Here is a 20,783-nt window from a genome sequence, read left to right as displayed (position 1 = left end):
CGTGTCACCGGATTGTTCCCCAACCCCACCGCGACGCTAAAGTCGGGCGTATGAGCGACACGATCACGAAAGATCTTTCCAGCATTGGCATGAACTTCACGCGTTGGCAGGACGCGGTGGAGGCCGCGATTGCGTCAAACCAGCTTGAAGTGACGGGTGAGGTCCGGGGCGGACAGTTGATTCAGTTCGCCGATCCTTCGGGCGCACAGCTGAACATCCTGGCTGTGGAACCTTTTGCCACTTTCGCTGGCTTTGCCTCCACTACACGCTCGTATGCGCACGTGAGCATGGTCAATGATGTTGTCGGGTTCTGCGAGATCGTCGATCCAATGGGCAATGTGATCACGTCAGTCACCGCGAACATCGCGCAGGGCCCCCTGCTTGTCGACGAATCCACGCTCCAATGGCAAGAAATGGGCTTCACCGCCCTCGGCGTTGATGTGCAGCACTACGCAAGCGTGGACGATTATCTTTCCGCTACCGGTGAGATACTCGGCACGATCGTGTCCGAGGGTGCTGAGATCGTCTCCGGTGGCAAGCCCGCCACCCCGGATGCTGCAGCGCGTTTCTCTGCCCGCGTGCTGGAAGCGGAGCACCGCACCAATGCGTTGACGGGTGAGCGTTTCATCCACCTGTCTGTCGATGGTGCCTTCCCCTTCGACGTTGTCGTGCCCGCTGATGCCTTTGGTGGCGAGCTGCCGGAGCGTAACTCCGTTGTCGCTGGCACTGCGGTCCTTGCCGCATCGGTGATGATGGCAGCTGGCTGCGGCGGCGGTGGCGGCTGCGGTGGCGGTGGCGGCAGCTGTGGCTGTGGTGGCCACTAGAACCACTAGGAGCACCCCATGCCTAGGAGCAACCGCAACCGAGAGGCAGCTATTTGGCTGACTCTCGCGATGGTGGTTGCCATTTTGCTGGTGGCCCGTTTGGGATTCCTGGGCCTGGTCCTGGGTGTAGGTCTCGCCGCGATCGCGTTCATCGGTTTCCGCAATTCCACCGTTGACCCGGAGATTGAAGCCCTCAAAGCTTCCCTGCGCGTTGCGCGCGATGACATCGCGGAGATCATCGACTGGTACGACGAATTCACCTCAGGCACGGACCTCGAAGCCCTCACGCAACGAACCCTCACTTACCGCGCACTCGCGGTGCCCAACAGCGACATCCCGGAGGTAGAGGATTTTCAGCTGCGTCTGGACTCATCCCGTCGCTTCCTCGCCCGCGTGGATACGCACTTGCTGCAAAGCGACCTCTCCCGCCACGAACTAGAAAAGCTCATTACCATCGCCGATCAGCGCGCTAGTGAGTTAGCGTGTTCCTGGTCTGATGCCCGACGCGCTGCCCGCAACGCCGATTAATTCAGCCTCCCCGCGGGCGACGATGACGGACGGACCCGTCATTGTGGCGTTGTCATCGGTGAGCGCAACAGTGACTGCCCCGCCCGGCACGTTCACTGTGACAGTCCCGTTTTCAATTCCCGCGTCTGCCAGTGCTGCGCGGGCAGCAGCCACGGTGCCCGTACCACAGGAGCGTGTCTCCCCTACACCGCGTTCCCACACCCGCATGGACACCTCACCGTCGTGCATTTCCGTGAGGATCTCCACGTTGACGCCGTCAGGGAAAAATTCGGTGTCATACATCGGCTGTGTGAAGTCCATACCAGCGAGCTGTTTCGATGTCATTCCCGGAATGACACATGCCAGATGCGGGTTCCCCACGTCCACGCCCAGGCCAGCGAAGGAGAACTCCCCCATGCCTGCCGTGGAAACACCGGTGACCGCAACGCGCCCCATGTCCACTTCGATGACAGCATGCGTCGGACTGATCTCGTGGACGGCGACGTGCTTGATCCCGGCGCGAGTATCCACGTCAAAGTGTGCGCGCTCCTCCAAGCCGAGTGCAGCTAGCACGTGGGCAAAGACGCGGATGCCGTTGCCGCACATTTCGGCAATGGAGCCGTCCGCGTTGCGGTAGTCCATGAACCAGCCATTCTCCGCACGAACAACACGCAGGAAACCATCCGCACCGATTCCGGTGCGCCGATCGCACAATGCCGCAACAAGGTTGGCGGTGAGCACGCCACGCTTTTCAAGTTCGTCATCCACATCAATGACAACAACGAAATCGTTTTCCGTCCCGTGCGCTTTGATGAAGGCAAGGGTGGCGGCATGCTCGGTGTTATTACTCACCTGAGCGATTCTAGTGCTGCTTGAAGCAGCGCTTCCGGCTCTCCATCCGCCAGAGTGGCATCGAGCCAGCTGATGCGCTTGTCCCGGTTGAACCAGGAGCGTTGGCGGCGCACGTAGCGGCGGGTGCCCATGATGATCGATTCAATCGCTTCATCAAGGGTGCACTCCCCCGCCATGTAGGCGAGCACCTGGGCATAACCAATGGCGCGCCCCGCAGTGGAATCCGCAACAAGGCCATCCGCAACCAGGCTTTGAACCTCCTCAACAAAGCCACGCTCGAACATCTGGTGTGTGCGTAGTTCAATGCGTGGGTTGAGCCACTCCGCTGTCGTGCGCAGACCCAGGATCTGCGTTCCCCACCGCGGTGGGGCGTCCTTCGGCGGTTGGGAGGCCTGGAAGGGTTTGCCGGTGAGCTCAATCACTTCAAGCGCACGCACTGTCCGGCGCGGATCATTGTCCTCAATGATGCTCGCGGCCTGTGGATCAATCTCGGCCAGTTCCGCGTGGAGGGCCTGCACACCGATCTCCTCTAGTCGTTGTTCGTACTTAGCGCGAACAAAGGGGTCGGTGGGTGGGAACTGCCAGGCGTCGATAAGCGATTGCACGTACATCATGGATCCGCCGACGAGGATGGGAACCTTGCCGCGCGCGGCGATGTCCTCGACTGTCTCAATCGCGCGCGCCTGATACTCAGCGACGGACGCTGTGCGCGTGACATCCCAGATATCCAGCAAATGATGTGGCACGCCCTCGCGTTCGGCGGGTGTGAGCTTCGCGGTGCCGATATCCATGCCGCGGTAGAGCTGCATCGAGTCGATATTGACCACTTCACCATCAAGCTCGTGTGCCAGAGCAATGCTTAAGAGCGACTTCCCCGACGCCGTCGGCCCCACCACTGCAATGGGTGTCTTATCCATGATCAACCTCCCATGTGGCAACAAACCTGCCCACCCCCAACGAGGAATCCGTGGCAATGAGCTGCTTGTTCCTCGCGGGCTGGGCAGCAAGCTGTTCCCACAGCGCAGGTTCGATCACGCCGTACTCCGCGAGGTCCTGCGGCAACGTTGCTGTGCCATCCAAGAACCGTGCCATCTGCTCATGCGTGGCTTCTGCCCCTTCGATGAGCGCGAGTGGCGCGCGCGGGGTGAGACCCGCTGAACCGTCGAGGACGACAACGGTGAGCACGTCTGGGTCAAGTGACTGCAGAGTCCCACGCGAATCCGTCACGCGCGCCGATGCGGGCCCAAGGCAATACCGTGCAACGAGCTCCGCGGCGTAATTACCGCCGCCCACGTTCACCTGCGGAGCACCCCACGCCGCGAACGACCCAGTGTGACGCGTGTACCACCGCTCATCGCGCGAGCCCACGATGTGAATGGGGCGGGTGTCGTGGGCGATCAACGTGCGGATCGCGGCTGTGAGCTCCCGGCCAGCACCATCACGGGGTGCAAGCTCCACAACAAGCGCCGGAGACCCCGGAATGATGAGCACATTGAACTGATTCACGCCTAGTAGCCTATCCCTCCGTGGGCAACGTCTGACACCGCAGCACCGGTGACGGTAAAGTTGCAAACCATTACGGCAGCCGTGTCGCGCGGCACACAGATGAAAGTGAAAGGATGCCTCACCATGACGCAGCCACCCATTGAAGGCAAGACCCCGACTCCCAACCCCGGCGCCATGCCCTCCCGGACCCCCAAGCCGGGCCCACGCCCTGGCGCTGGTGTCGCCGCCACCCCAGCACCAGCCCCCGTCGCACCGACTACACCGTCGGTGGATGCTTCCGAGGCTGCGAAGTTTGGTCGCGTTGATGCTGAAGGCACCGTGTACGTCACCCGCGGTGGCGTCGAGCGCGCTGTCGGCTCCTGGCAGGCCGGCACCCCGGAGGAAGGCCTTGAGCACTACGCCCAGCGCTTCGTGGACTTGTCCACTGAGGTTGCTCTCTTGGACAATCGCCTGGCAACCCGCCCGGAAGACGCTTCGTCTGTGCGCACACAGGCCCAGCAACTCATTGATTCCCTGGACGAACAGGCTGTTGTCGGTGACCTGGACTCCCTGGAAACCCAGCTCAAGGCAGTGCTAGAGCACGCTGATGTGGCTGGTGAAAAGGCCAAGGAAGCAAAGGAAACCCGCCGCGCCGAAGCAATCTCCCGCAAGGAAGCCCTAGCTGCTGAAGCTGAAGATTTGGCGGCGAACTCCACCGAGTGGAAGGCCGCCGGTGACCGCATCCGCGCCATCCTTGACGAGTGGAAGACCATCCGTGGCATTGACCGTAAGACCGATGACGCGTTGTGGAAGCGCTACTCCAAGGCACGCGATTCCTTCAACCGCCGTCGCGGTGCCCACTTCGCTGAGCTAGACCGTGGCCGTGCCGCCGCGAAGGCCACCAAGGAAGACATCATCGAGCGCGCCGAGAAGATCAAGGACTCCACCGACTGGGGTGACACCGCCCGCGCGTTCCGCGACCTCATGACGGAGTGGAAGGCCGCCGGCCGCGCCCCGCGCGATGTGGATGACAAACTGTGGAAGCGCTTCCGCGCCGCCCAAGACCACTTCTTCGCTGCACGCAACGCCGTCAACGACGAACGCGACCGTGAGTTCGAGGCCAACGCAAAGGCCAAGGATGAACTCATCGCAGAGTACGGCCCGCTGATCGACCCAGAGAAGGGGCTCGGCACAGCCAAGGCCAAGCTGCGTGAACTGCAGGACAAGTGGGATGAAATCGGCTACGTCCCGCGCAACAAGGTCCGCGAGTACGAAGACAAGATTGGCGAGATCGAACAGCGCGTTGCCGCCGCCGAAGAGAAGCAGTGGCGCAAGTCCAACCCGGTCCAGCAGGATAAGGCCAACCAGTTCCAGGTCAAGGCCGATGACTTCCGCGCCAAGGCTGAAGCCGCCGAAGCCAAGGGCGATGCCAAGGCTGCTGCTGAGCTGCGCGCCCAGGCGGAGCAGTGGCAGGAATTCGCTGACGTTGCCGCCAAGGCCATCGATAGCTAGCCTTGCACGCCCTTCTGCTCAATCCACGTAGCGTCGACGCCGATGAGGTTGTCGGCGCCTACGCTTTTTCCGCCACACTGGCCATCCAGGACATCACCGGCGATGCCCACTCCGGCGTCACCGCCACCCACCTGGCTAAACGGCTTGAAGGGTCTGCCGAATCCCAGGCGCTCCTCTTCGCACTCACCGATGTTGCGGCACCCCGCCCACTCGGTGCACACGGCTATCCGGAGCTCCATGCATCTGACCTCGCGGACATCTCTGCCTGGGTCTTCGTCTCATTGCCATTGCTCGAAGACACCAGCATCATCGAAGCCACCGTCACGCTCGACGCCGCCATCGCACCACTGCCCGGCGAACCCGTGCCGCCTGAGCCGTGGGGAGAAGCTTTATTGCTTATCGACGCCCTCTCCACCACCACCCACCGCCCCATCCACCATCTTTGGGACACCCACGCCCCGGGTGCCAGCTCTCCTGCGGCGGCGCTCCTCGCCGACGCAGGCTACACCCAGGCATACCGGGAAACCCAGGCGACCTTTGTGCTTGATGGCCTTGGCTTGCCTGAGTCCCCCACCTGCACCATCGTCCACAACATGGACTTCTCGCCCGAAGATCTCTCCGGATTCCGAACGCTCATTAGCGCTGCTTCCCGGGACTACCCACGTGGCGAGCTCACACTCGACATAGTCGACTGGACCGAACAGCGCGTCTGCGATGCCAGCGCCCGCCTCCGCGACCGCGGCGGCAACCAACTCACCGCACTTCTGCGGTCTGGCGACCATTTCATCGGGCTGGCTGAAGCCGTCCATTACGACGTCGACGATGACACCCCCATGGAACTCGGCCTCGTCTACGTCCTCCCCGATGCACGCGGTCAAGGCTCCGCCAAACAACTTCTCTCCAGCGTTCTCGCCGCTGCGCGTACCGAATGGCCCAAGGTGGAAACCTGCTACGTATCCGCCCCCGCTGGCAGCGAACCTGTCACGTGCCTGCTCCGCGCCGCCAACGCCAAGATCATTTCCAGCTCTACTGCCTGGCAGAAGCGCTCAGGTTGATGCAATACTGCGCCGCATACCATCCCCAAACTCATCCAGAAGATCAAGCACATCCTGAGCGCGCCACGCGCGCACTTTATTCGACATCTGCGCACCAATGAGAATCCCATTTTCCTCAAGACGGACGAGCGTCGCACGCGCCGCCGCCGGGGTGATACCTAGTTCCTCCGTCAAAGCGGCCACGGTGATAACGGGTTGGCAAATGAGGACATCCAGTGCCCTCCAGTCAGTCGCGTCTTTACGCGCGGTGACTAATCCTTCCCACTCTTCGCGCACGCCATCGAGCTCAGCAACAAACCATTCACCCCGCCTCATCGCCTCATAAGCAGCGTGCGCGAACAAGCTGATGATCGATGTGACATCGCCGTCGCGATAGGCATCCAACGCTGCAAAGTACCTATCCACATCTGCCAAAAGCGACGCTGAGATAGGCAACGAGGTCTGCCTGGTCAGCCCGCGCTGACGCAACAGAACGTGAATCAGCGCACGGCCTGTTCTCCCGTTGCCATCGGCAAACGGGTGGATGCTCTCAAAATGCGCATGCGCCACCGCTGCATGGGCCAAGGCGGGAAGATCGTCACGTGCGAAGAATTCCAGAAAGTCTTCCAACGCTTCTGAAAGGTGACACTGATGTGGCGCAACAAAGTAGGCATCCAACGGGTACTGGTCCGCGCCCCCAATCCACACGGGTTCATTCCGCAACACACCAGCAATAGTGGGCGCGCTGTCAGCGAGCAGAATTCGATGAAGCTCTAGAAGATCAGCGAGCTGTTCAACGTCGTGATCTTTCGCTGCCTCCATCTGATGGACATTGCTCGCAATCAGCCCGGCATTGCCACGTCTACTGCCCGTCAACTCGGCTTCCAACACACTGCGCGCTGAGGACGAGAGATTCTCAATCTTGCTCGACGCCACCGACTCAGTCCGCAGCAGCAGTGGCGTAAACGGAATGAGACGGTGTGCCACCGTGGCGTCAAAACGCGCGACAGCAATCGTCGCCCGCTCAACTTCCGCCTGAAGATCAGCCGAAAGATCCAAAACCTCCCGTGCTATCGCGGGAACAAGCACACTCTCGTACGTGGTCGGCGCCTTCGTTCGGGCGCGACGCGACATCTCACCGCGGGGCACCCACGGCAAAGTTTCAGTACGGAACCTAGGCCAAGACATGATTAGAGGATAGGATAAGTGCTTATCCTATCTCCAGTAGGACGTCGCAGAGAGGATCCTTCAGGATCACTCACTCTTGGAATTTTGGTGGCACTCGCGGGCCTGGGCGCGGCGATCGTCGACGAGGTGTGCGGGGACATCCTGCGCGGAGTCGGCGTGTGAGTGGGCTTGGGTGGCAGCGGACTGGACGTCCGCAACCGGGTTAGCTTCGGGGTTGGCGCGACGGGTCTCCTCGTAGCGGGTCTGCTCCTCATCGCGGCGTAGCCATGCTGATGTGAGAATCGGCACGGCCACAACCAGGCACACGATGGCAAGGTACATGCCGGCACCGGTGGAGCCACCGGCTGTACCGGTCTGGCGCATCCATGTTCCCAACAGAGCTGTGGCAAGGCCGATGCAGGCTGTCAACCACGCCACCATCGCCGGGGATGTGTGCCGAAGCGCGAGGGCAAGCACGCTGAACACAACCAGTGATGCGAAGGACACCAGCGTGAATACGCGCTCTGCCAATGCAATGTGGGTATCAGCCGGCTCTGTAAACGAGAGCACCTGCCATCCCGGAGTACCGGCGGCGTATGGCAGGAAGAGAGTCATCACATAGACGGCAATCACCGCCACGAGGACCCACTTACGCCACCCGAGGTCGAGGCGGGTGGCGAGGGGTTTTTCGGGGGTTGGGGTGACGTCGTTAAGCAATCTGCTCTCCTTATCCGCATGAACCGCACGCGGACGCGGCGGGTGATGGGCTTGGTGCCCCAATCTTAGGCAAACCGAGGCCAACGCCGACAGGTGCTGTGGTGGGCACCTGGCCAGCCTCAGCATTATCGCCAGCGAGCGTGCGGCGATGCGAGTGAATGCCTGAATCCGCAATGAGATAGTGCGGGCGGGCTTCCGTAACCGTCACATGAACGATGTCACCCGGACGCACGGTGTCATCGATGTTGCCGGACACCGTGAAGTGCACGAGTCGTCCATCACGCGCACGGCCGGACATGCGGCCAGTCTCTTTCTTATCGTTGCTCTCCTGGACGAGAAGCTCCTGCTCTGTGCCAATGAGCTTGATGTTTTCTTCCTCACTGATGCGCTCCTGCAGCGCCAGCAGACGCTCGAAGCGCTCCTGCACGACCTCTTTAGGGATCTGGTCAGGCATTTCCGCCGCCGGAGTGCCGGGGCGCGGCGAGTACTGAAACGTAAACGCGGAGGTAAACCGGGCCTTTTCCACCACGTCGAGGGTGGCCTGGAAGTCCTCTTCCGTCTCACCTGGGAACCCCACGATGATGTCCGTAGTGATGGAGGCGTACGGCAGTTTCTCCCGCACCTCATCCAAAATGGCCAGGAACTTCTTCGAACGGTATGAACGGCGCATGTCCTTGAGCACCTTGTCCGAACCTGACTGCAACGGCATGTGCAGCTGCGGGCACACGTTCGGGGTGTCCACCATCGCATCAATGACATCGGAGGTGAACTCCGCCGGGTGCGGGGAGGTGAAGCGGACGCGCTCAAGGCCCTCGATCTCACCACAGGCGCGCAGCAGCTTCGAGAAAGCAGAACGGTCGCGGTCCAACTCCGGATCCACAAAGTTCACGCCATATGCGTTGACGTTTTGGCCGAGCAGTGTCACCTCGCTCACGCCTTGGTCCACGAGCGCTTTGACCTCGGCGAGAATGTCGCCCGGCCTACGGTCCTGCTCCTTGCCACGCAAGGATGGCACGATGCAGAACGTGCACGTGTTGTTGCAGCCCACGGACACAGACACCCAACCTGCATAGGACGATTCCCGCTTCGCCGGTAGAACCGACGGGAAGTGCTCCAAGGCCTCAACGATTTCAACCTGGGCTTCCTCACTTACCCGCGCACGGTCAAGCAACGCCGGAAGCGCCGCCATGTTGTGAGTACCAAACACGGCATCTACCCACGGCGCCTTCTTCACCACCACGTCTCGGTCCTTCTGCGCGAGGCAGCCACCAACGGCGATCTGCATGCCCGGGTGATTGCGCTTCACCTCACGCAGCTGCCCAAGCGTGCCGTAGAGTCGCTTGTCCGCGTTCTCACGCACGGCGCACGTGTTGAACACGATGAGGTCAGCTTCCTCATTCTCCTGTGCCGCCGTGTACCCCGCTTCTTCAAGCAGGCCAGACAGGCGTTCGGAGTCATGCACGTTCATTTGGCAGCCGAAGGTGCGTACCTCGTACGTGCGGGGCTGTGTCAGGGAAGGTTGTGTTGCGGTTGTCACGGTGGGACAGTCTATTCCCGCGCGGTGAACTCTCCTAACTGTCACCACGAGTCGTGGCTAATCCTCCACCGACTCCGATTCCAACTCTGCACAACGCTCTGCCAAGGCCTCCCGCGCGATCTGAAGCGACATACCGGAGTTGAATCCCCTCCGTGCGAGCACCCCGACGATACGACGCAACTCTTTGTCCCGCTGCTGCCGATCTTCAGGCACACGTTTGACCTGCCGCGCCTTCTTCACCGCTTGGCCACGCGCCACTTCACGCTCGTCTTCGCGTTCGATGACGCTGAGTGCCTCTGCCCGGTCGGCGTCCCCCACGCCTTTGCGTTGCAGCTCCACGTCCAGCATGGCGGCGGACTTACCGCGCCGCTCAAAACGCTGACGCACCCACTCGCGCGCGAAAGCCAGATCGTCGACCAAGCCGTTGCGCTGGAAAGAATCCAACACTTCATCGACGAGCTCCGGTTCGAACTCAGCTTTCACCAGCCGATCGCGCAGCTCCTGGCGGGACCGCGCCCGTGAATCCAGGAGAAGGAGGGCACGTTCGCGGATGCGGGAGAGGGCTTTCTCCCGCGTTTCGTCGATAAGCGGTTCCTGCCCGGAGTATTCCTCGAGCGCCTTTTGTAACGCGCGGATTTTCTCCGGGTCCGGCTGTTTTCTCTCCCTCACGGATTATTCTCCAGCTGGAGCAGCATCCTCATCGTCGAAGTCGATGTTGGGGACCATGTCCACCGGGTCATCCGTCAGTTCATCCTGGCCAGCGAACTCACCGACACCGAGCTTCTCAAAGATCTTGCGCTCCAGCTCATCGGCCAGGTCCGGGTTCTCCTTGAGGAAAGTGCGGGCTTTCTCCTTGCCCTGCCCCAGCTGGTCGCCCTCATAGGTGAACCAGGAACCGGACTTCTTGATGATCCCGTTGTCCACGCCCATGTCAATGATGGAGGACTCACGCGAGATGCCTTCGCCGTACATGATGTCGAACTCGGCGATCTTGAACGGTGGTGAGACCTTGTTCTTCACCACCTTGAGGCGGGTGCGGTTACCAATGGAATCCTGCCCATCCTTCAGCGTCTGAATTCGGCGGACATCGCAGCGCACGGAAGCGTAGAACTTCAGGGCCTTACCGCCCGTGGTGGTCTCCGGGGACCCGAACATGACGCCGATCTTCTCACGCAGCTGGTTAATAAAGATCGCGGTGGTACCGGAGTTGTACAGCGCACCCGTCATCTTGCGCAGCGCCTGGGACATGAGGCGAGCCTGCAGGCCAACGTGACTGTCACCCATCTCGCCCTCAATCTCGGCCTTCGGCGTCAACGCTGCCACCGAGTCAATGACGATGATGTCAATCGCGCCAGAGCGCACCAGCATGTCCGCAATTTCCAGCGCTTGCTCACCGGTGTCCGGCTGCGAAACCAGCAAATTATCGGTGTCCACGCCAAGCTTCCGGGCGTAATCCGGATCAAGAGCGTGCTCCGCGTCAATGAACGCAGCAATGCCGCCGGCGCGCTGTGCTTCAGCGATGGCGTGTAGCGCCACCGTGGTCTTACCGGAAGACTCCGGTCCGTAGATCTCCACAACGCGGCCACGTGGCCACCCTCCGATACCCAGCGCCACATCAATCGCCGTGTTGCCGGAAGAGATGGATTGAATCGGCGGGCGCTTCTCATCGCCCAAGCGCATGATGGCGCCCTTGCCAAAGTCCTTCTCAATCATCGCCATTGCGGCATCAAGCGCATTCTGGCGATCGTTGGCTGCTGAACCAGCCTTCTTCTTCGTTGCCATGGGTGTCTCTTTGTCCTTTCGTTGTTCACCGTCTCCCCGTGCGGGGCAGTTCAAGTTAAATAAGTGGTGCACTTACTTAGACCGCTCTAACCTCGCATCCGGTTCCCCGTTGCTGCGAATTACATTAATGCGATATCGGACACCACCCCCGAACATACACGCACGGATGTTCGAAAGAAAATTTTCTGGAGTTTATTTTCCAGGACGGTCAATACCGAGGCGTCGCTCTTCCGGCACGTCAAAGGCCTCACACAGGCCATCCCAAACAACCCGGGGATCGACTCCACTTTCGATCAGTTCCGCAGCCGTCTTCCCCTCCCCCGGAAAGACGTGGGAAGAGACGACCCATTGACCTTTTGCGTCACCAAACTCGTCGGTAACGCGTTGCTGGAACTCCGTCAAGCGCATGGCCACCACCATACAACCCTCACTCAAAGGGACCTATTGAACAGTGTTCAAGTTTGTGCATTAAAGTATCCGGCATGTCTAACACTGTCTCTACATCTTCTTCGCCCTCTAACGCCAACGTGGCGAAAGATCTTGCGCTCATCACCATGTTCACCGCGCTCATTTGCGTACTTGGGTTCGTCTCCATCCCAGTCGGCGTGGCTGGCGTGCCCATCGTGCTGCAGAATGTGGCCACCATCCTCGCAGGCCTCGTGCTCGGTGGTCGCCGTGGTTTCCTAGCCACCGGTCTGTTCCTGCTCATCAGCCTCGCCTTCCCGGTCCTCGCCGGCGGCCGCACGCTCATTCAAGCTTTCGCGGGCCCCAGTATCGGCTACTTGCTCGGCTACCTCCTTGGCGCCGCTGCAGCTGGCTACATTGCCTACCGCGCACCACGAGACAATAAGACGGCCATGGCCGCGTTGTTCGCCATTGCTGGCCTCGCCGCTGTCTTCCTGCAATATTTCTTCGGTGCGTTCGGCATGATGTGGCGCGCGGACATGACCCTCGGTACCGCGGTCGCTGCCCAGGGAGCGTTCATCCTTCCCGACCTGGCCAAGCTTACGGTCATGGTTTTGATCGCTCTCGCTGTCCATGCGGCGTTCCCGCAACTACGTCGTCGATAAGCTTGCCCCGTGCCCACTATCACGTTCGACGGCGCAGGAGTCGTCTACGAAGGAACAACGATCCTTGAGCCCGTGTCGCTGACTCTCACCGAGCAGCGCATCGGCATCATCGGCTCAAATGGGTCCGGCAAATCGACGCTCGTGCGTTTGATCAACGGCCTCATTGAACCCACTCGAGGCCGTGTGCTTTTCGACGCCTCCCCCACCACCACGCACGGCAAACACATCCGTCGCCGGGTGGGCTTCATCTTCTCCGACGCGGAGGCCCAGATTGTCATGCCGCGTGTCCGTGAGGACATCGCCTTTTCACTGCGACGTTTCAAACTGCCCAAGGTGGAGGTGAACCAACGCGTCGACGCCATGATGGAGAGGTTCGGGCTCACTGCTTTGGCAGAAAACTCTCCACACACGTTGTCCGGGGGCGAGAAACAGATGCTGGCGCTTGCCGCCGTTTTGGTCATCGAGCCGGAGACAATCATTGCGGACGAGCCCACCACTCTGCTTGATCTACGCAACCGCAAGCGGATCATTCGGGAGCTGCAGGAGTTGGAGCAGCAAGTCATCGTCGTCACCCATGACCTTGACATGCTCCACAACTTTGACCGGGTCATCTGTCTTAACGACGGGGCCATTGCTTACGACGGCACCCCTCGCGATGCCATCTCCTTCTACACCGACCTCATGGAGCGCACCTCCTCATGATCCGTGAGCTCCCCCTCGGCGTCTACGTCCCCGGCACCACCTTGGTGCACCGGGCTTCACCCACGCTGAAATTTCTGGCCATCGTGGTGCTGATCATCTTGACCACATGGCTGCCCACTCGTCCTTGGCACACAGCTGCTGTGCTGGGTGGGGTCCTTTTCCTCTACGCAGTAGCCCGGATCCCCGTGCGCACCACCTGGCGCCAGATCGCTCCCGTCCTGCCTTTCATGGCGTTCCTCGCGGCGTTCATGTGGTGGCAAAACGGTTTCGAAAGGATGATCACCGTCACCATCGGGCTTATCGCTTCTTTCCTCGCGGCGACGCTGCTTACCCTCACCACAACCGTTGAGGAACTTCTTGCCGCTTTGGAATCAAACATGGCACCGCTCACGCGCATTGGCGTCCCTGTAGACACCATTTCACTCGCCATTGCCCTGACTATCCGTCAGATCCCCATCATCCTGAACACCGCGAACGAATCCCTCGAGGCCCGCAAAGCTCGCGGTGCGCGCTTCTCCCTCTTGGCCTTCGGCACTCCCCTGGTGATCCGCAGCATCCGCAGAGCCGAGATGACGGGTGAAGCACTCATGGCGCGTGGCGCCGTCGATTAGGCAACGCAAAACCCCGGCCGTGGAGTGCATCCACATGCCGGGGTTAGACGTTGAAGGTGGTTTAGCTCTCGCCGCGCAGCTCACGCATGCGCTCAGCCACTGCATCGTCAGACACGCCCGTGGTGTCCGTGGAGTCAGCAGCGCCAGTGTCGCCACCCTCGATGGCCTGCTGTCCCTTGCCGGACTCAAGCTGGCCCATCTCAGCGCGGATCTGCTCGAGGCGAGAGTGGCCAGCCATCTGGATGCCAGCCTGCTCGACTTCAGCCATGCGGCCCTGGACAGAGCCCTGTGCAAGCTCAGCCTGGCCGAGGGCCTTGGAGTAGCGGCGCTCGATCTTCTCACGCACCTGGTCCAAGTTCGGCTGGTTACCTCCAGTGATGGCATTCATGGACTGCAGGGACTCGGCGACCTTCTCCTGCATCTTGGCCTGCTCCAGCTGGGAGAGCAGCTTGGAGCGCTCAGCGACCTGCTGCTGCAGCTGCATCGCGTTGCGCTCAACGGCCTGCTTAGCCTGCTGTGCCTGCTGCAGAGCCTGGTCGTGGAGCTGCTTGGTATCCTCAACGCCCTGCTCGGCGGTGACCAGCTGAGCAGCGAAAGCCTCAGCGGCGTTCTCGTACTCGGTAGCCTTCTGGTTATCACCATCAGCACGTGCCTTATCGGCCAGCTGCAGAGCCTGACGGGTGTTGGACTGGAGCTTCTCCACATCCGCCAGACGACGGTTGAGCTGCATCTCCAGCTGACGCTGATTACCAATCACTGCTGCTGCCTGCTGGGACAGAGCCTGGTGCTGGCGCTGCGCCTCGCCGATAGCCTGCTCGATCTGAACCTTGGGGTCAGCGTGCTCTTCGATCTTGTTGTCGAAAAGCGCCATCAGGTACTTCCAAGCTTTAACAAAAGGATTAGCCACGGTGCATTTGCCTTTCTTTCGTGTGCAGAACTGCAGCAGAAGATTGTTGTTAAGAAATGTTCGTCTATATGGTAGCGGAGCGCGCCCGCTCGCGCGTCACTCGAGACCGCACTAAACCTCTGCGGCGGCAGGAGGTGTGTGTGCCAGCTCGTCTGCCATGGCTTGGAGCGAGAGGTTCGCCGCAGCTTCCATCAGCAGTTCAGACACCGTGGTGTCCAGTGCAACACACACGGAAGCAAGCAGTTCAGAGGACACTTCTTTGCGGCCTCGTTCCAGTTCGGACAGGTAGCCGGGTGAAACACGTGCCTGGGATGCCAGTTCACGCAGCGTCACACCTTTATCCGCACGGAATGCGCGCAGGGACATGCCAAGGGCTTCCCGCAGCAGCGGTTCACGCACCTTCTCGCGGGTAATAACCTCCGGTGCGGGCTGGTACTTAAGAGTCGTTGTTGTTGCCATCACGTGTTCTAACGAACCATTCCTTCTTTTTGTTCCCATTCCCGAATTTCACGTTCCAGCATCTCCAAACTTGCTGTCACTGCGGCCTCCCGGATGGTTTGCCGGTCTCCGGCAATCTGCGGCGCGCGCTCCGCGATGGTGCGCATGGGCCCTGCCACAGCAACGTACACTTCGCCCACCGGGTGCCCGTCTTGAGGGGTCGGCCCCGCAACGCCCGTGAGAGCAACTGCCCAATCGGAGCCACACACGCGCTGTGCACCGCGCGCCATGTGTTCTGCAGTCACAGGCGACACAGGCCCATGCTCGACCAAAACATCCGCGGGCACGCCCGCCAAACTCCCCTTAAGGTCCGTGGCATACGTCACCAGCCCACCACGCAGCACAGCCGACGCGCCCGACACGTTCGCTACCGTCGCGCACGCCAAGCCTGCGGTGAGGGATTCGCAGAAGGAAAGGGTGTGGGAGTGGGCCTGGAGGACGCGAATAAGCGAGCTCGCGAGACTCATGCTGCCTTCCTATTCGCGCGGGCGCCGTCGACGAGATACTGCCCGCCCGTAACCACCGTGACCACAACGGCAATGAGCATGACAACAAGCGTGGGCACATCCATCCAGCTTGGTAGCGGGCACAGGTACAGCGCCACGCCGAGCGTCTGCAGCACAGTCTTGAGCTTGCCACCCTTCGACGCCGGCACCACCTTGCCCTGACGCAACATCCACATGCGCCACACCGTGATACCCAGCTCACGCACCACAATGACCACGGTGATCCAGATCGGCAGCGAGCTGGCAATATTCAGTGTCACCAGCGCCGTAATCATCAACGCTTTATCCGCAATCGGGTCCGCGATCTTGCCAAAGTCAGTGATCAGACCACGTGCGCGCGCAATATCACCATCAAGTTTGTCCGTGATCATCAACGCCACGAACAGACCAAACGCCCACCACCAGCGCTCACTCAGCGCAAGCCACGCGAACACCGGCGTGAAAATGATGCGCAAAGATGTCAGAACGTTCGGAAGATTCCAATTGGACTGTTTCACACCCCCAACCCTATTAGAATCCGCGTCCATGACCCACTTTATTGTTACCTACACGTACGGGGAGCATTCTCTTATCCACGAGACCCGTCCCGCCCACCGCTCTTTCATCGCCCGACTAAAAGATCAGGGGTATGTCATTGCCGCCGGGCCGTACGGGGATGGGAACCAGTCCGTGATCATCCTGCGCATGCGCGACGGGTCCTCGTTAGGGGCTGCCGCCGAACTGTTGGCGGAAGACCCGTACTTGACAGCAGGCGCTCTGGCGGACCGGGACTTCCGCGAGTGGAGCCCCGTCATCAACGTGTGGGAGTAGTTTCTGCGATCTAGCGGGCACCGCCACGCTTGACATCCAGGTGCGAGGTTTCCCGCGATCCGGTGGCGGTGTGGTCCCCCTTGCCCGAGGTTGCCGGATCATCGATCCACTCGATGTGGTTACCGTGGGCATCCACCTTGCGGCGGTTCCCGTGGTCATCATAGTCCACGTGGTACTTCATCGCGTCGCGTTCCAGCAGGCCCGCCTTGATGTCTGAACGCTCCTTGATGATCGACGCTACAGCCGTCACGATGAGCACTCCCACGATGATCACGAGCGACAGCACCGTGCTGACTTCCGGCACGTTGACGTTTTCACCACCGTTGATGAAGGACAGGTTGTTCTCGTGCAGCGCGTGCAGCAGCAGCTTCACACCGATGAATCCAAGCACCACCGCTAGGCCGTACGGCAAGTACACAAGCTTATCCAGCAGACCGTTGAGCAGGAAGTAGAGCTGACGCAGACCCAACAGCGCAAACGCGTTAGCGGTGAACACCAGGAATGCTTCCTGGGTAATGCCGTAGATCGCCGGGATGGAGTCGAAGGCAAACATGACGTCAACAAAGCCAATGGACAGAAGCGCCACGAACAGCGGGGTCACTGCCTTCTTGCCCGCTTCTGTGACGGAGAACAGACGGTCACTGTGGTACGACTTCGTCACCGGGATGACCTTGCGCAGGGTCTTGACCACGAACATGTCGTTCGGGTCTGGGTCTTCCTGGTCAGTGGCTTCGTCATAAACAAGCTTGATCGCGGTGTACAACAGGAATGCGGCGAAAATGTAGAAGACGTCGGACCACGCCTCAATGATCACTGCGCCGAGCAGAATGAAGGCCAAACGGCAGATCAGCGCGATCACAATGCCGATGAGCAGCACCTTCTGCTGATATGCGCGCGGGATCTTAAACGCACCCATAATGAGTGCGAACACAAACAGGTTGTCCACACTGAGTGACAGCTCAGTGATGTAACCGGTGAAGAACTGCACGCCGTGTTCGGCATCCCACAGCCACCACACGATGCCGCCGAAGATGCAGGCCATCGTCATATAGAACGCTGCCCAGCCGCCTGATTCTTTCATGGACGGTTCGTGCGGCGTACGCACGTGGGACACGAAGTCAAAGACGAAGAAGCCGAGGATCACCGCCGAGGTGATCAGCCAAATAGAAAGGGGCACATGCATGTACGCAACCTCCGGTTAGATATGAGTAACAACCGGAGGTCTCCCCCACCCGCCATGCTTATCGACGACTGGCCGGCCCGACCGGGAAACATTCCACTTCCGTGTTGACGATCGCCACCGCTTCCGGGGTACTCCCCTCCAACGAGGGGCAACACTACACGGTTTTGGCCATCTGCGCCTCACCGCCCCGCCGGAGCAGTGAGCATTGGCGCTAGAACGCGCCGCCTGTGGGGTTGTATGTGGCGGTCACCGTGTTGGGCGTGTCGGGGGCGTCGGGTGCGTCGGAGGTCTCGTCGTCAAGCTCCTGTTCCTCGAGCACCTCCTTGGGGGCCTCAGCGGGATCTGCACCCTTGATCATCCAGATGATGGTGTCCAGCTCCTCCGGCTTGACCAGCACCTCGCGGGCCTTCGAGCCTTCGGAGGGGCCGACAACGCCACGGGACTCCATGAGGTCCATGAGGCGACCAGCCTTGGCAAAACCGATGCGCAGTTTGCGCTGCAGCATCGAGGTCGACCCGAGCTGGGACGTGACAACGAGCTCGACAGCCTCGAGCAGATCGTCCATGTCCTTGCCGATCTCTTCGTCGATGTCCTTCTTCTCCGGCGCCTTCTCCTCGGTGACCCCCTCGGTGTAGTGTGGCTCGCCCTGTTCCTTGACAGCTTCAACGACGGCCTGGATCTCCTCATCAGAGACGAACGCGCCCTGCAGACGCTGTGGCTTGCCGGCGCCCTGCGGGATGAACAGCGCGTCACCCATACCGATGAGTTTCTCTGCACCCGCCTGGTCCAAGATGACACGGGAGTCAGTGAGCGAGGACGTGGCAAACGCCAGGCGCGACGGCACGTTCGTCTTGATCAAGCCGGTGACAACGTCCACAGACGGACGCTGCGTTGCCAACACCAGGTGGATACCAGCGGCACGCGCCTTCTGAGTGATGCGGACGATGGAGTCCTCGATCTCCTTCGGCGCCGTCATCATGAGGTCGGCGAGCTCGTCCACCACACAAATGATGAGCGGGTAAGGGCGCACCTCACGCTCCGAGCCGATTGGCGCGGTGTATTCGCCCGCGCGAACCTTCGCGTTGTAGTCCTTAATGTGGCGCACGCGCGCGGACTTCATGTCCATGTAGCGCTGCTCCATCTCCTCCACGAGCCACTGCAAGGCAGCAGCTGCCTTTTTTGGCTGGGTGATGATCGGGGTGATCAGGTGTGGAATGCCCTCGTACGGCGTGAGCTCCACCATCTTCGGGTCAACGAGGATGAGCCGGACCTCTTCCGGCGTCGCACGGGTAAGCAGCGACACGAGCATCGAGTTCACAAACGCGGACTTACCAGAACCCGTGGAACCCGCCACGAGCAGGTGCGGCATTTTCTGCACGGATGCAGAGACGAAGTCGCCTTCAATGTTTTTGCCCAGACCGATAAGCATCGGATCGTGATCACCACGCACAGTCGGCGCATCAAGCACGTCACGCAGACGAACCATTTCACGGTCGGCGTTGGGGACCTCAATACCCACGGCAGACTTACCGGGGATCGGGGTGAGCAGGCGGACGTTGTCCGTAGCCACGGCGTAGGCCAGGTTGGACTGCAAGTTGGTGATCTTGGACACCTTCACGCCGGGCCCGAGCTCAACCTCGTAGCGCGTCACTGTCGGGCCGCGGGAGAACCCAGTCACCTGGGCATCAACGTTGAATTCTTCAAAGACCTCAGTGATCGCCTCGATCATGCGGTCATTGGCCTCAGTGCGCGTCTTCGGGGTCTTACCCGCAATGAGCAGGCTGGTAGACGGAATCTTGTAGTCCGTCGTCGTCTCGGGGACGCGAGGAGAAGGCTTTTCTGCGTCTCCCCCAGCCTTCCCCGCCGCATCAATTCCAGAACGAGCGATGATTGCCTTACGCATCTCTTCCCGCGAGGCGGAGACCGCATCGGTTGTGGTCTCCGTTACAGGAGTCGGGCGTTCGAGAATCTTGGTCTCGTTGTCCGGCTCATCAACGATGGATGGTGCCACTCCCACCTTCTTGCGGGTGGAGCGTTTCTTCTTGGGCTCCTCGGGAGCGGGGGCGGTACTGTCCCCGTCGAAAAGCGTAGGCTCATCGACTGGGTAGTTGTCCATCGGCGTGCGACGACGAGCACGGGGGCGTTCCTCCGCGATGGCATCAATGTCATCGTCTGCGTCCGCGTAAAGGTCTTCATCCTCGGGATCTGGGGTATGAGCACTGCTTGCAATGGAGCTGAACAAGCCACGGATATAGTCGAAAGACTCACGCACCGTAATACCGGTAGCCAACAGGGCCGCGTACACGATGACCAGGCCCAACAGTGGAACCGCAACGAATGGCGTAAACCCGGCACTCAGTGGCCCGCCGATGAACGCACCAACAGCACCGCCCGCTATACGGCGGCTCTCCCAATCCCCCGGCGAACCAGCAAAAATGTGGATCAATCCGAGCATGCACACCGCGATAATCGTCAGGCCAACTCCACTGTGTGCCCGTTCCGAAGCGGAGTCCCCAAGATTCAGCATCAATGCGATAGCGATACCAACGAGCACCACCGGCAACACCAGCGCACCGGCCCCAATGACCCACGATGTGCCGCTAGCGATCAACGCGCCGACGGGGCCGGCAACGTCCATCCACACCGAGGCACCAAGGACGGCCGCAAGCCCAATGAGAATGAGGCCGATCGCATCGGCGCTAGGGGCGCGACGGGAGTTCACGTCCTCGTCCATTTCTTCGTAGGTGGCGGCTTCTGTGGCGTCGTAGTCATCCTGAATTTCTTCACGGCGCCGGCGCCCCCGGCCACCCACAACCTTGAAGGCACCCGTAATGTCGCGTGCGGCGTTTCCCACACCGCGGCCAACAGCACCCACGGCAGAACCAACCCTCTCATCGGAGGCATCGGCAGCGCCCGAAGACGAGCGGTAGCCGTAGCTACCGGTTGATCGCTTAGCGCGGCCCTTGGGGCCCGTCTGTGAGCGGCCTTTATTTCGGCGTGAGGTACTGGTGGCAGACATGGGGACCACTGTAATACCTTGCGTCCCTCAAATCACATACGCCACACCGGCCATAGTGGG

23 protein-coding genes are annotated in these 20,783 nt (G+C 60.7%); 8 read left to right on the top strand and 15 right to left on the bottom strand.

Features of this window, described 5'->3' with window-relative positions; translation table 11 throughout:
• Window positions 1-62 precede the first annotated feature (62 nt).
• Window positions 63-824 (top strand): hypothetical protein, encoded by a 762-nt coding sequence (locus QP994_RS05400; protein WP_284865679.1) that lies wholly within the window; start codon window positions 63-65, stop codon window positions 822-824.
• 18 nt (window positions 825-842) lie between these two features.
• Window positions 843-1,352, top strand: a complete 510-nt coding sequence (locus QP994_RS05395) for a hypothetical protein (protein WP_284865646.1) — start codon at window positions 843-845, stop codon at window positions 1,350-1,352.
• On the opposite strand, the gene dapF is transcribed toward QP994_RS05395, so the two are convergent.
• The 3 genes from dapF to QP994_RS05380 are packed head-to-tail and all read right to left on the bottom strand — an operon-like array spanning window position 1,302 to window position 3,689.
• The gene (dapF, locus tag QP994_RS05390; protein ID WP_284865645.1) at window positions 1,302-2,183 is read right to left on the bottom strand and encodes a diaminopimelate epimerase; all 882 of its coding nucleotides are present in this window, start codon (window positions 2,181-2,183) and stop codon (window positions 1,302-1,304) included. The genes QP994_RS05395 and dapF overlap by 51 nt on opposite strands.
• Complete coding sequence (miaA, locus tag QP994_RS05385; RefSeq protein ID WP_284865644.1) at window positions 2,180-3,100, bottom strand: tRNA (adenosine(37)-N6)-dimethylallyltransferase MiaA; 921 nt, start codon at window positions 3,098-3,100, stop codon at window positions 2,180-2,182. Before miaA ends, dapF begins: the two co-directional genes overlap by 4 nt.
• A complete protein-coding gene (locus tag QP994_RS05380; RefSeq protein WP_284854760.1) occupies window positions 3,093-3,689 on the bottom strand; it encodes a hypothetical protein in 597 nt (198 codons plus the stop codon). The genes miaA and QP994_RS05380 overlap by 8 nt, the downstream gene beginning before the upstream one ends.
• Window positions 3,690-3,812: 123 nt before the next feature.
• Here QP994_RS05380 and QP994_RS05375 point away from each other — a divergent pair, with 123 nt between their 5' ends.
• Window positions 3,813-5,180, top strand: a complete 1,368-nt coding sequence (locus tag QP994_RS05375; RefSeq protein WP_284854759.1) for a DUF349 domain-containing protein — start codon at window positions 3,813-3,815, stop codon at window positions 5,178-5,180.
• A 2-nt stretch (window positions 5,181-5,182) separates the two neighbouring features.
• Complete coding sequence (locus QP994_RS05370) at window positions 5,183-6,235, top strand: GNAT family N-acetyltransferase (RefSeq protein WP_284865643.1); 1,053 nt, start codon at window positions 5,183-5,185, stop codon at window positions 6,233-6,235.
• Here QP994_RS05370 and QP994_RS05365 read toward each other — a convergent pair.
• From QP994_RS05365 to QP994_RS05340, 6 genes are all read right to left on the bottom strand, one after another.
• A complete protein-coding gene (locus tag QP994_RS05365; protein ID WP_284854757.1) occupies window positions 6,227-7,402 on the bottom strand; it encodes a Fic family protein in 1,176 nt (391 codons plus the stop codon). The two genes, QP994_RS05370 and QP994_RS05365, sit on opposite strands and share 9 nt — an antisense overlap.
• Window positions 7,403-7,468: 66 nt before the next feature.
• Window positions 7,469-8,098 (bottom strand): Rv2732c family membrane protein, encoded by a 630-nt coding sequence (locus QP994_RS05360; RefSeq protein ID WP_284865642.1) that lies wholly within the window; start codon window positions 8,096-8,098, stop codon window positions 7,469-7,471.
• Window positions 8,099-8,108: 10 nt separating this feature from the next.
• On the bottom strand, window positions 8,109-9,650 hold the full coding sequence (gene miaB / locus QP994_RS05355; protein ID WP_502870013.1) for a tRNA (N6-isopentenyl adenosine(37)-C2)-methylthiotransferase MiaB: 1,542 nt from the start codon (window positions 9,648-9,650) through the stop codon (window positions 8,109-8,111).
• A gap of 42 nt (window positions 9,651-9,692) precedes the next feature.
• Complete coding sequence (locus tag QP994_RS05350) at window positions 9,693-10,304, bottom strand: regulatory protein RecX (RefSeq protein ID WP_284865640.1); 612 nt, start codon at window positions 10,302-10,304, stop codon at window positions 9,693-9,695.
• Between the two features lie 3 nt (window positions 10,305-10,307).
• Entirely contained in the window at window positions 10,308-11,417 is a 1,110-nt protein-coding gene (gene recA / locus QP994_RS05345; RefSeq protein ID WP_284865639.1) for a recombinase RecA, read from the bottom strand.
• 192 nt (window positions 11,418-11,609) lie between these two features.
• A complete protein-coding gene (locus tag QP994_RS05340; RefSeq protein ID WP_284854752.1) occupies window positions 11,610-11,825 on the bottom strand; it encodes a DUF3046 domain-containing protein in 216 nt (71 codons plus the stop codon).
• Window positions 11,826-11,899: 74 nt separating this feature from the next.
• On the opposite strand from QP994_RS05340, the gene QP994_RS05335 reads away from it, so the two are divergent.
• The 3 genes from QP994_RS05335 to QP994_RS05325 are packed head-to-tail and all read left to right on the top strand — an operon-like array spanning window position 11,900 to window position 13,800.
• Window positions 11,900-12,487, top strand: a complete 588-nt coding sequence (locus tag QP994_RS05335; RefSeq protein WP_284865638.1) for a biotin transporter BioY — start codon at window positions 11,900-11,902, stop codon at window positions 12,485-12,487.
• Between the two features lie 9 nt (window positions 12,488-12,496).
• The gene (locus QP994_RS05330; RefSeq protein ID WP_284865637.1) at window positions 12,497-13,189 is read left to right on the top strand and encodes an energy-coupling factor ABC transporter ATP-binding protein; all 693 of its coding nucleotides are present in this window, start codon (window positions 12,497-12,499) and stop codon (window positions 13,187-13,189) included.
• Window positions 13,186-13,800, top strand: coding sequence for an energy-coupling factor transporter transmembrane component T family protein (locus QP994_RS05325; RefSeq protein ID WP_284854749.1), 615 nt, complete (start codon window positions 13,186-13,188; stop codon window positions 13,798-13,800). Before QP994_RS05330 ends, QP994_RS05325 begins: the two co-directional genes overlap by 4 nt.
• 61 nt (window positions 13,801-13,861) lie before the next feature.
• On the opposite strand, the gene QP994_RS05320 is transcribed toward QP994_RS05325, so the two are convergent.
• The 4 genes from QP994_RS05320 to pgsA form a co-directional block, all read right to left on the bottom strand.
• Window positions 13,862-14,707 carry a PspA/IM30 family protein gene (locus tag QP994_RS05320; protein WP_284854748.1) on the bottom strand — a complete coding sequence of 282 codons (846 nt, stop codon included), beginning with the start codon at window positions 14,705-14,707 and terminating at the stop codon, window positions 13,862-13,864.
• Window positions 14,708-14,818: 111 nt separating this feature from the next.
• Complete coding sequence (locus tag QP994_RS05315; RefSeq protein ID WP_284854747.1) at window positions 14,819-15,166, bottom strand: helix-turn-helix domain-containing protein; 348 nt, start codon at window positions 15,164-15,166, stop codon at window positions 14,819-14,821.
• Window positions 15,167-15,174: 8 nt separating this feature from the next.
• Window positions 15,175-15,672, bottom strand: a complete 498-nt coding sequence (locus QP994_RS05310) for a CinA family protein (RefSeq protein ID WP_284865636.1) — start codon at window positions 15,670-15,672, stop codon at window positions 15,175-15,177.
• Window positions 15,669-16,238 carry a CDP-diacylglycerol--glycerol-3-phosphate 3-phosphatidyltransferase gene (gene pgsA, locus QP994_RS05305; RefSeq protein WP_284854745.1) on the bottom strand — a complete coding sequence of 190 codons (570 nt, stop codon included), beginning with the start codon at window positions 16,236-16,238 and terminating at the stop codon, window positions 15,669-15,671. Before pgsA ends, QP994_RS05310 begins: the two co-directional genes overlap by 4 nt.
• On the opposite strand from pgsA, the gene QP994_RS05300 reads away from it, so the two are divergent.
• Window positions 16,237-16,521: a YciI family protein gene (locus QP994_RS05300; protein ID WP_284854744.1), complete on the top strand. Its 285-nt coding sequence runs from the start codon at window positions 16,237-16,239 to the stop codon at window positions 16,519-16,521. The genes pgsA and QP994_RS05300 overlap by 2 nt on opposite strands.
• A gap of 10 nt (window positions 16,522-16,531) precedes the next feature.
• Here the strand turns inward: QP994_RS05300 and QP994_RS05295 are convergent, their stop codons facing one another.
• Window positions 16,532-17,704 (bottom strand): TerC family protein, encoded by a 1,173-nt coding sequence (locus QP994_RS05295; protein ID WP_284854742.1) that lies wholly within the window; start codon window positions 17,702-17,704, stop codon window positions 16,532-16,534.
• Between the two features lie 211 nt (window positions 17,705-17,915).
• Window positions 17,916-20,723 (bottom strand): FtsK/SpoIIIE family DNA translocase, encoded by a 2,808-nt coding sequence (locus tag QP994_RS05290; RefSeq protein ID WP_284865635.1) that lies wholly within the window; start codon window positions 20,721-20,723, stop codon window positions 17,916-17,918.
• Between the last annotated feature and the right edge of the window lie 60 nt (window positions 20,724-20,783).

The organism is Corynebacterium sp. MSK044, from assembly GCF_030232825.1.
Taxonomy (GTDB): domain Bacteria; phylum Actinomycetota; class Actinomycetes; order Mycobacteriales; family Mycobacteriaceae; genus Corynebacterium.
This window is presented reverse-complemented; position numbering and strand designations above follow the sequence as displayed.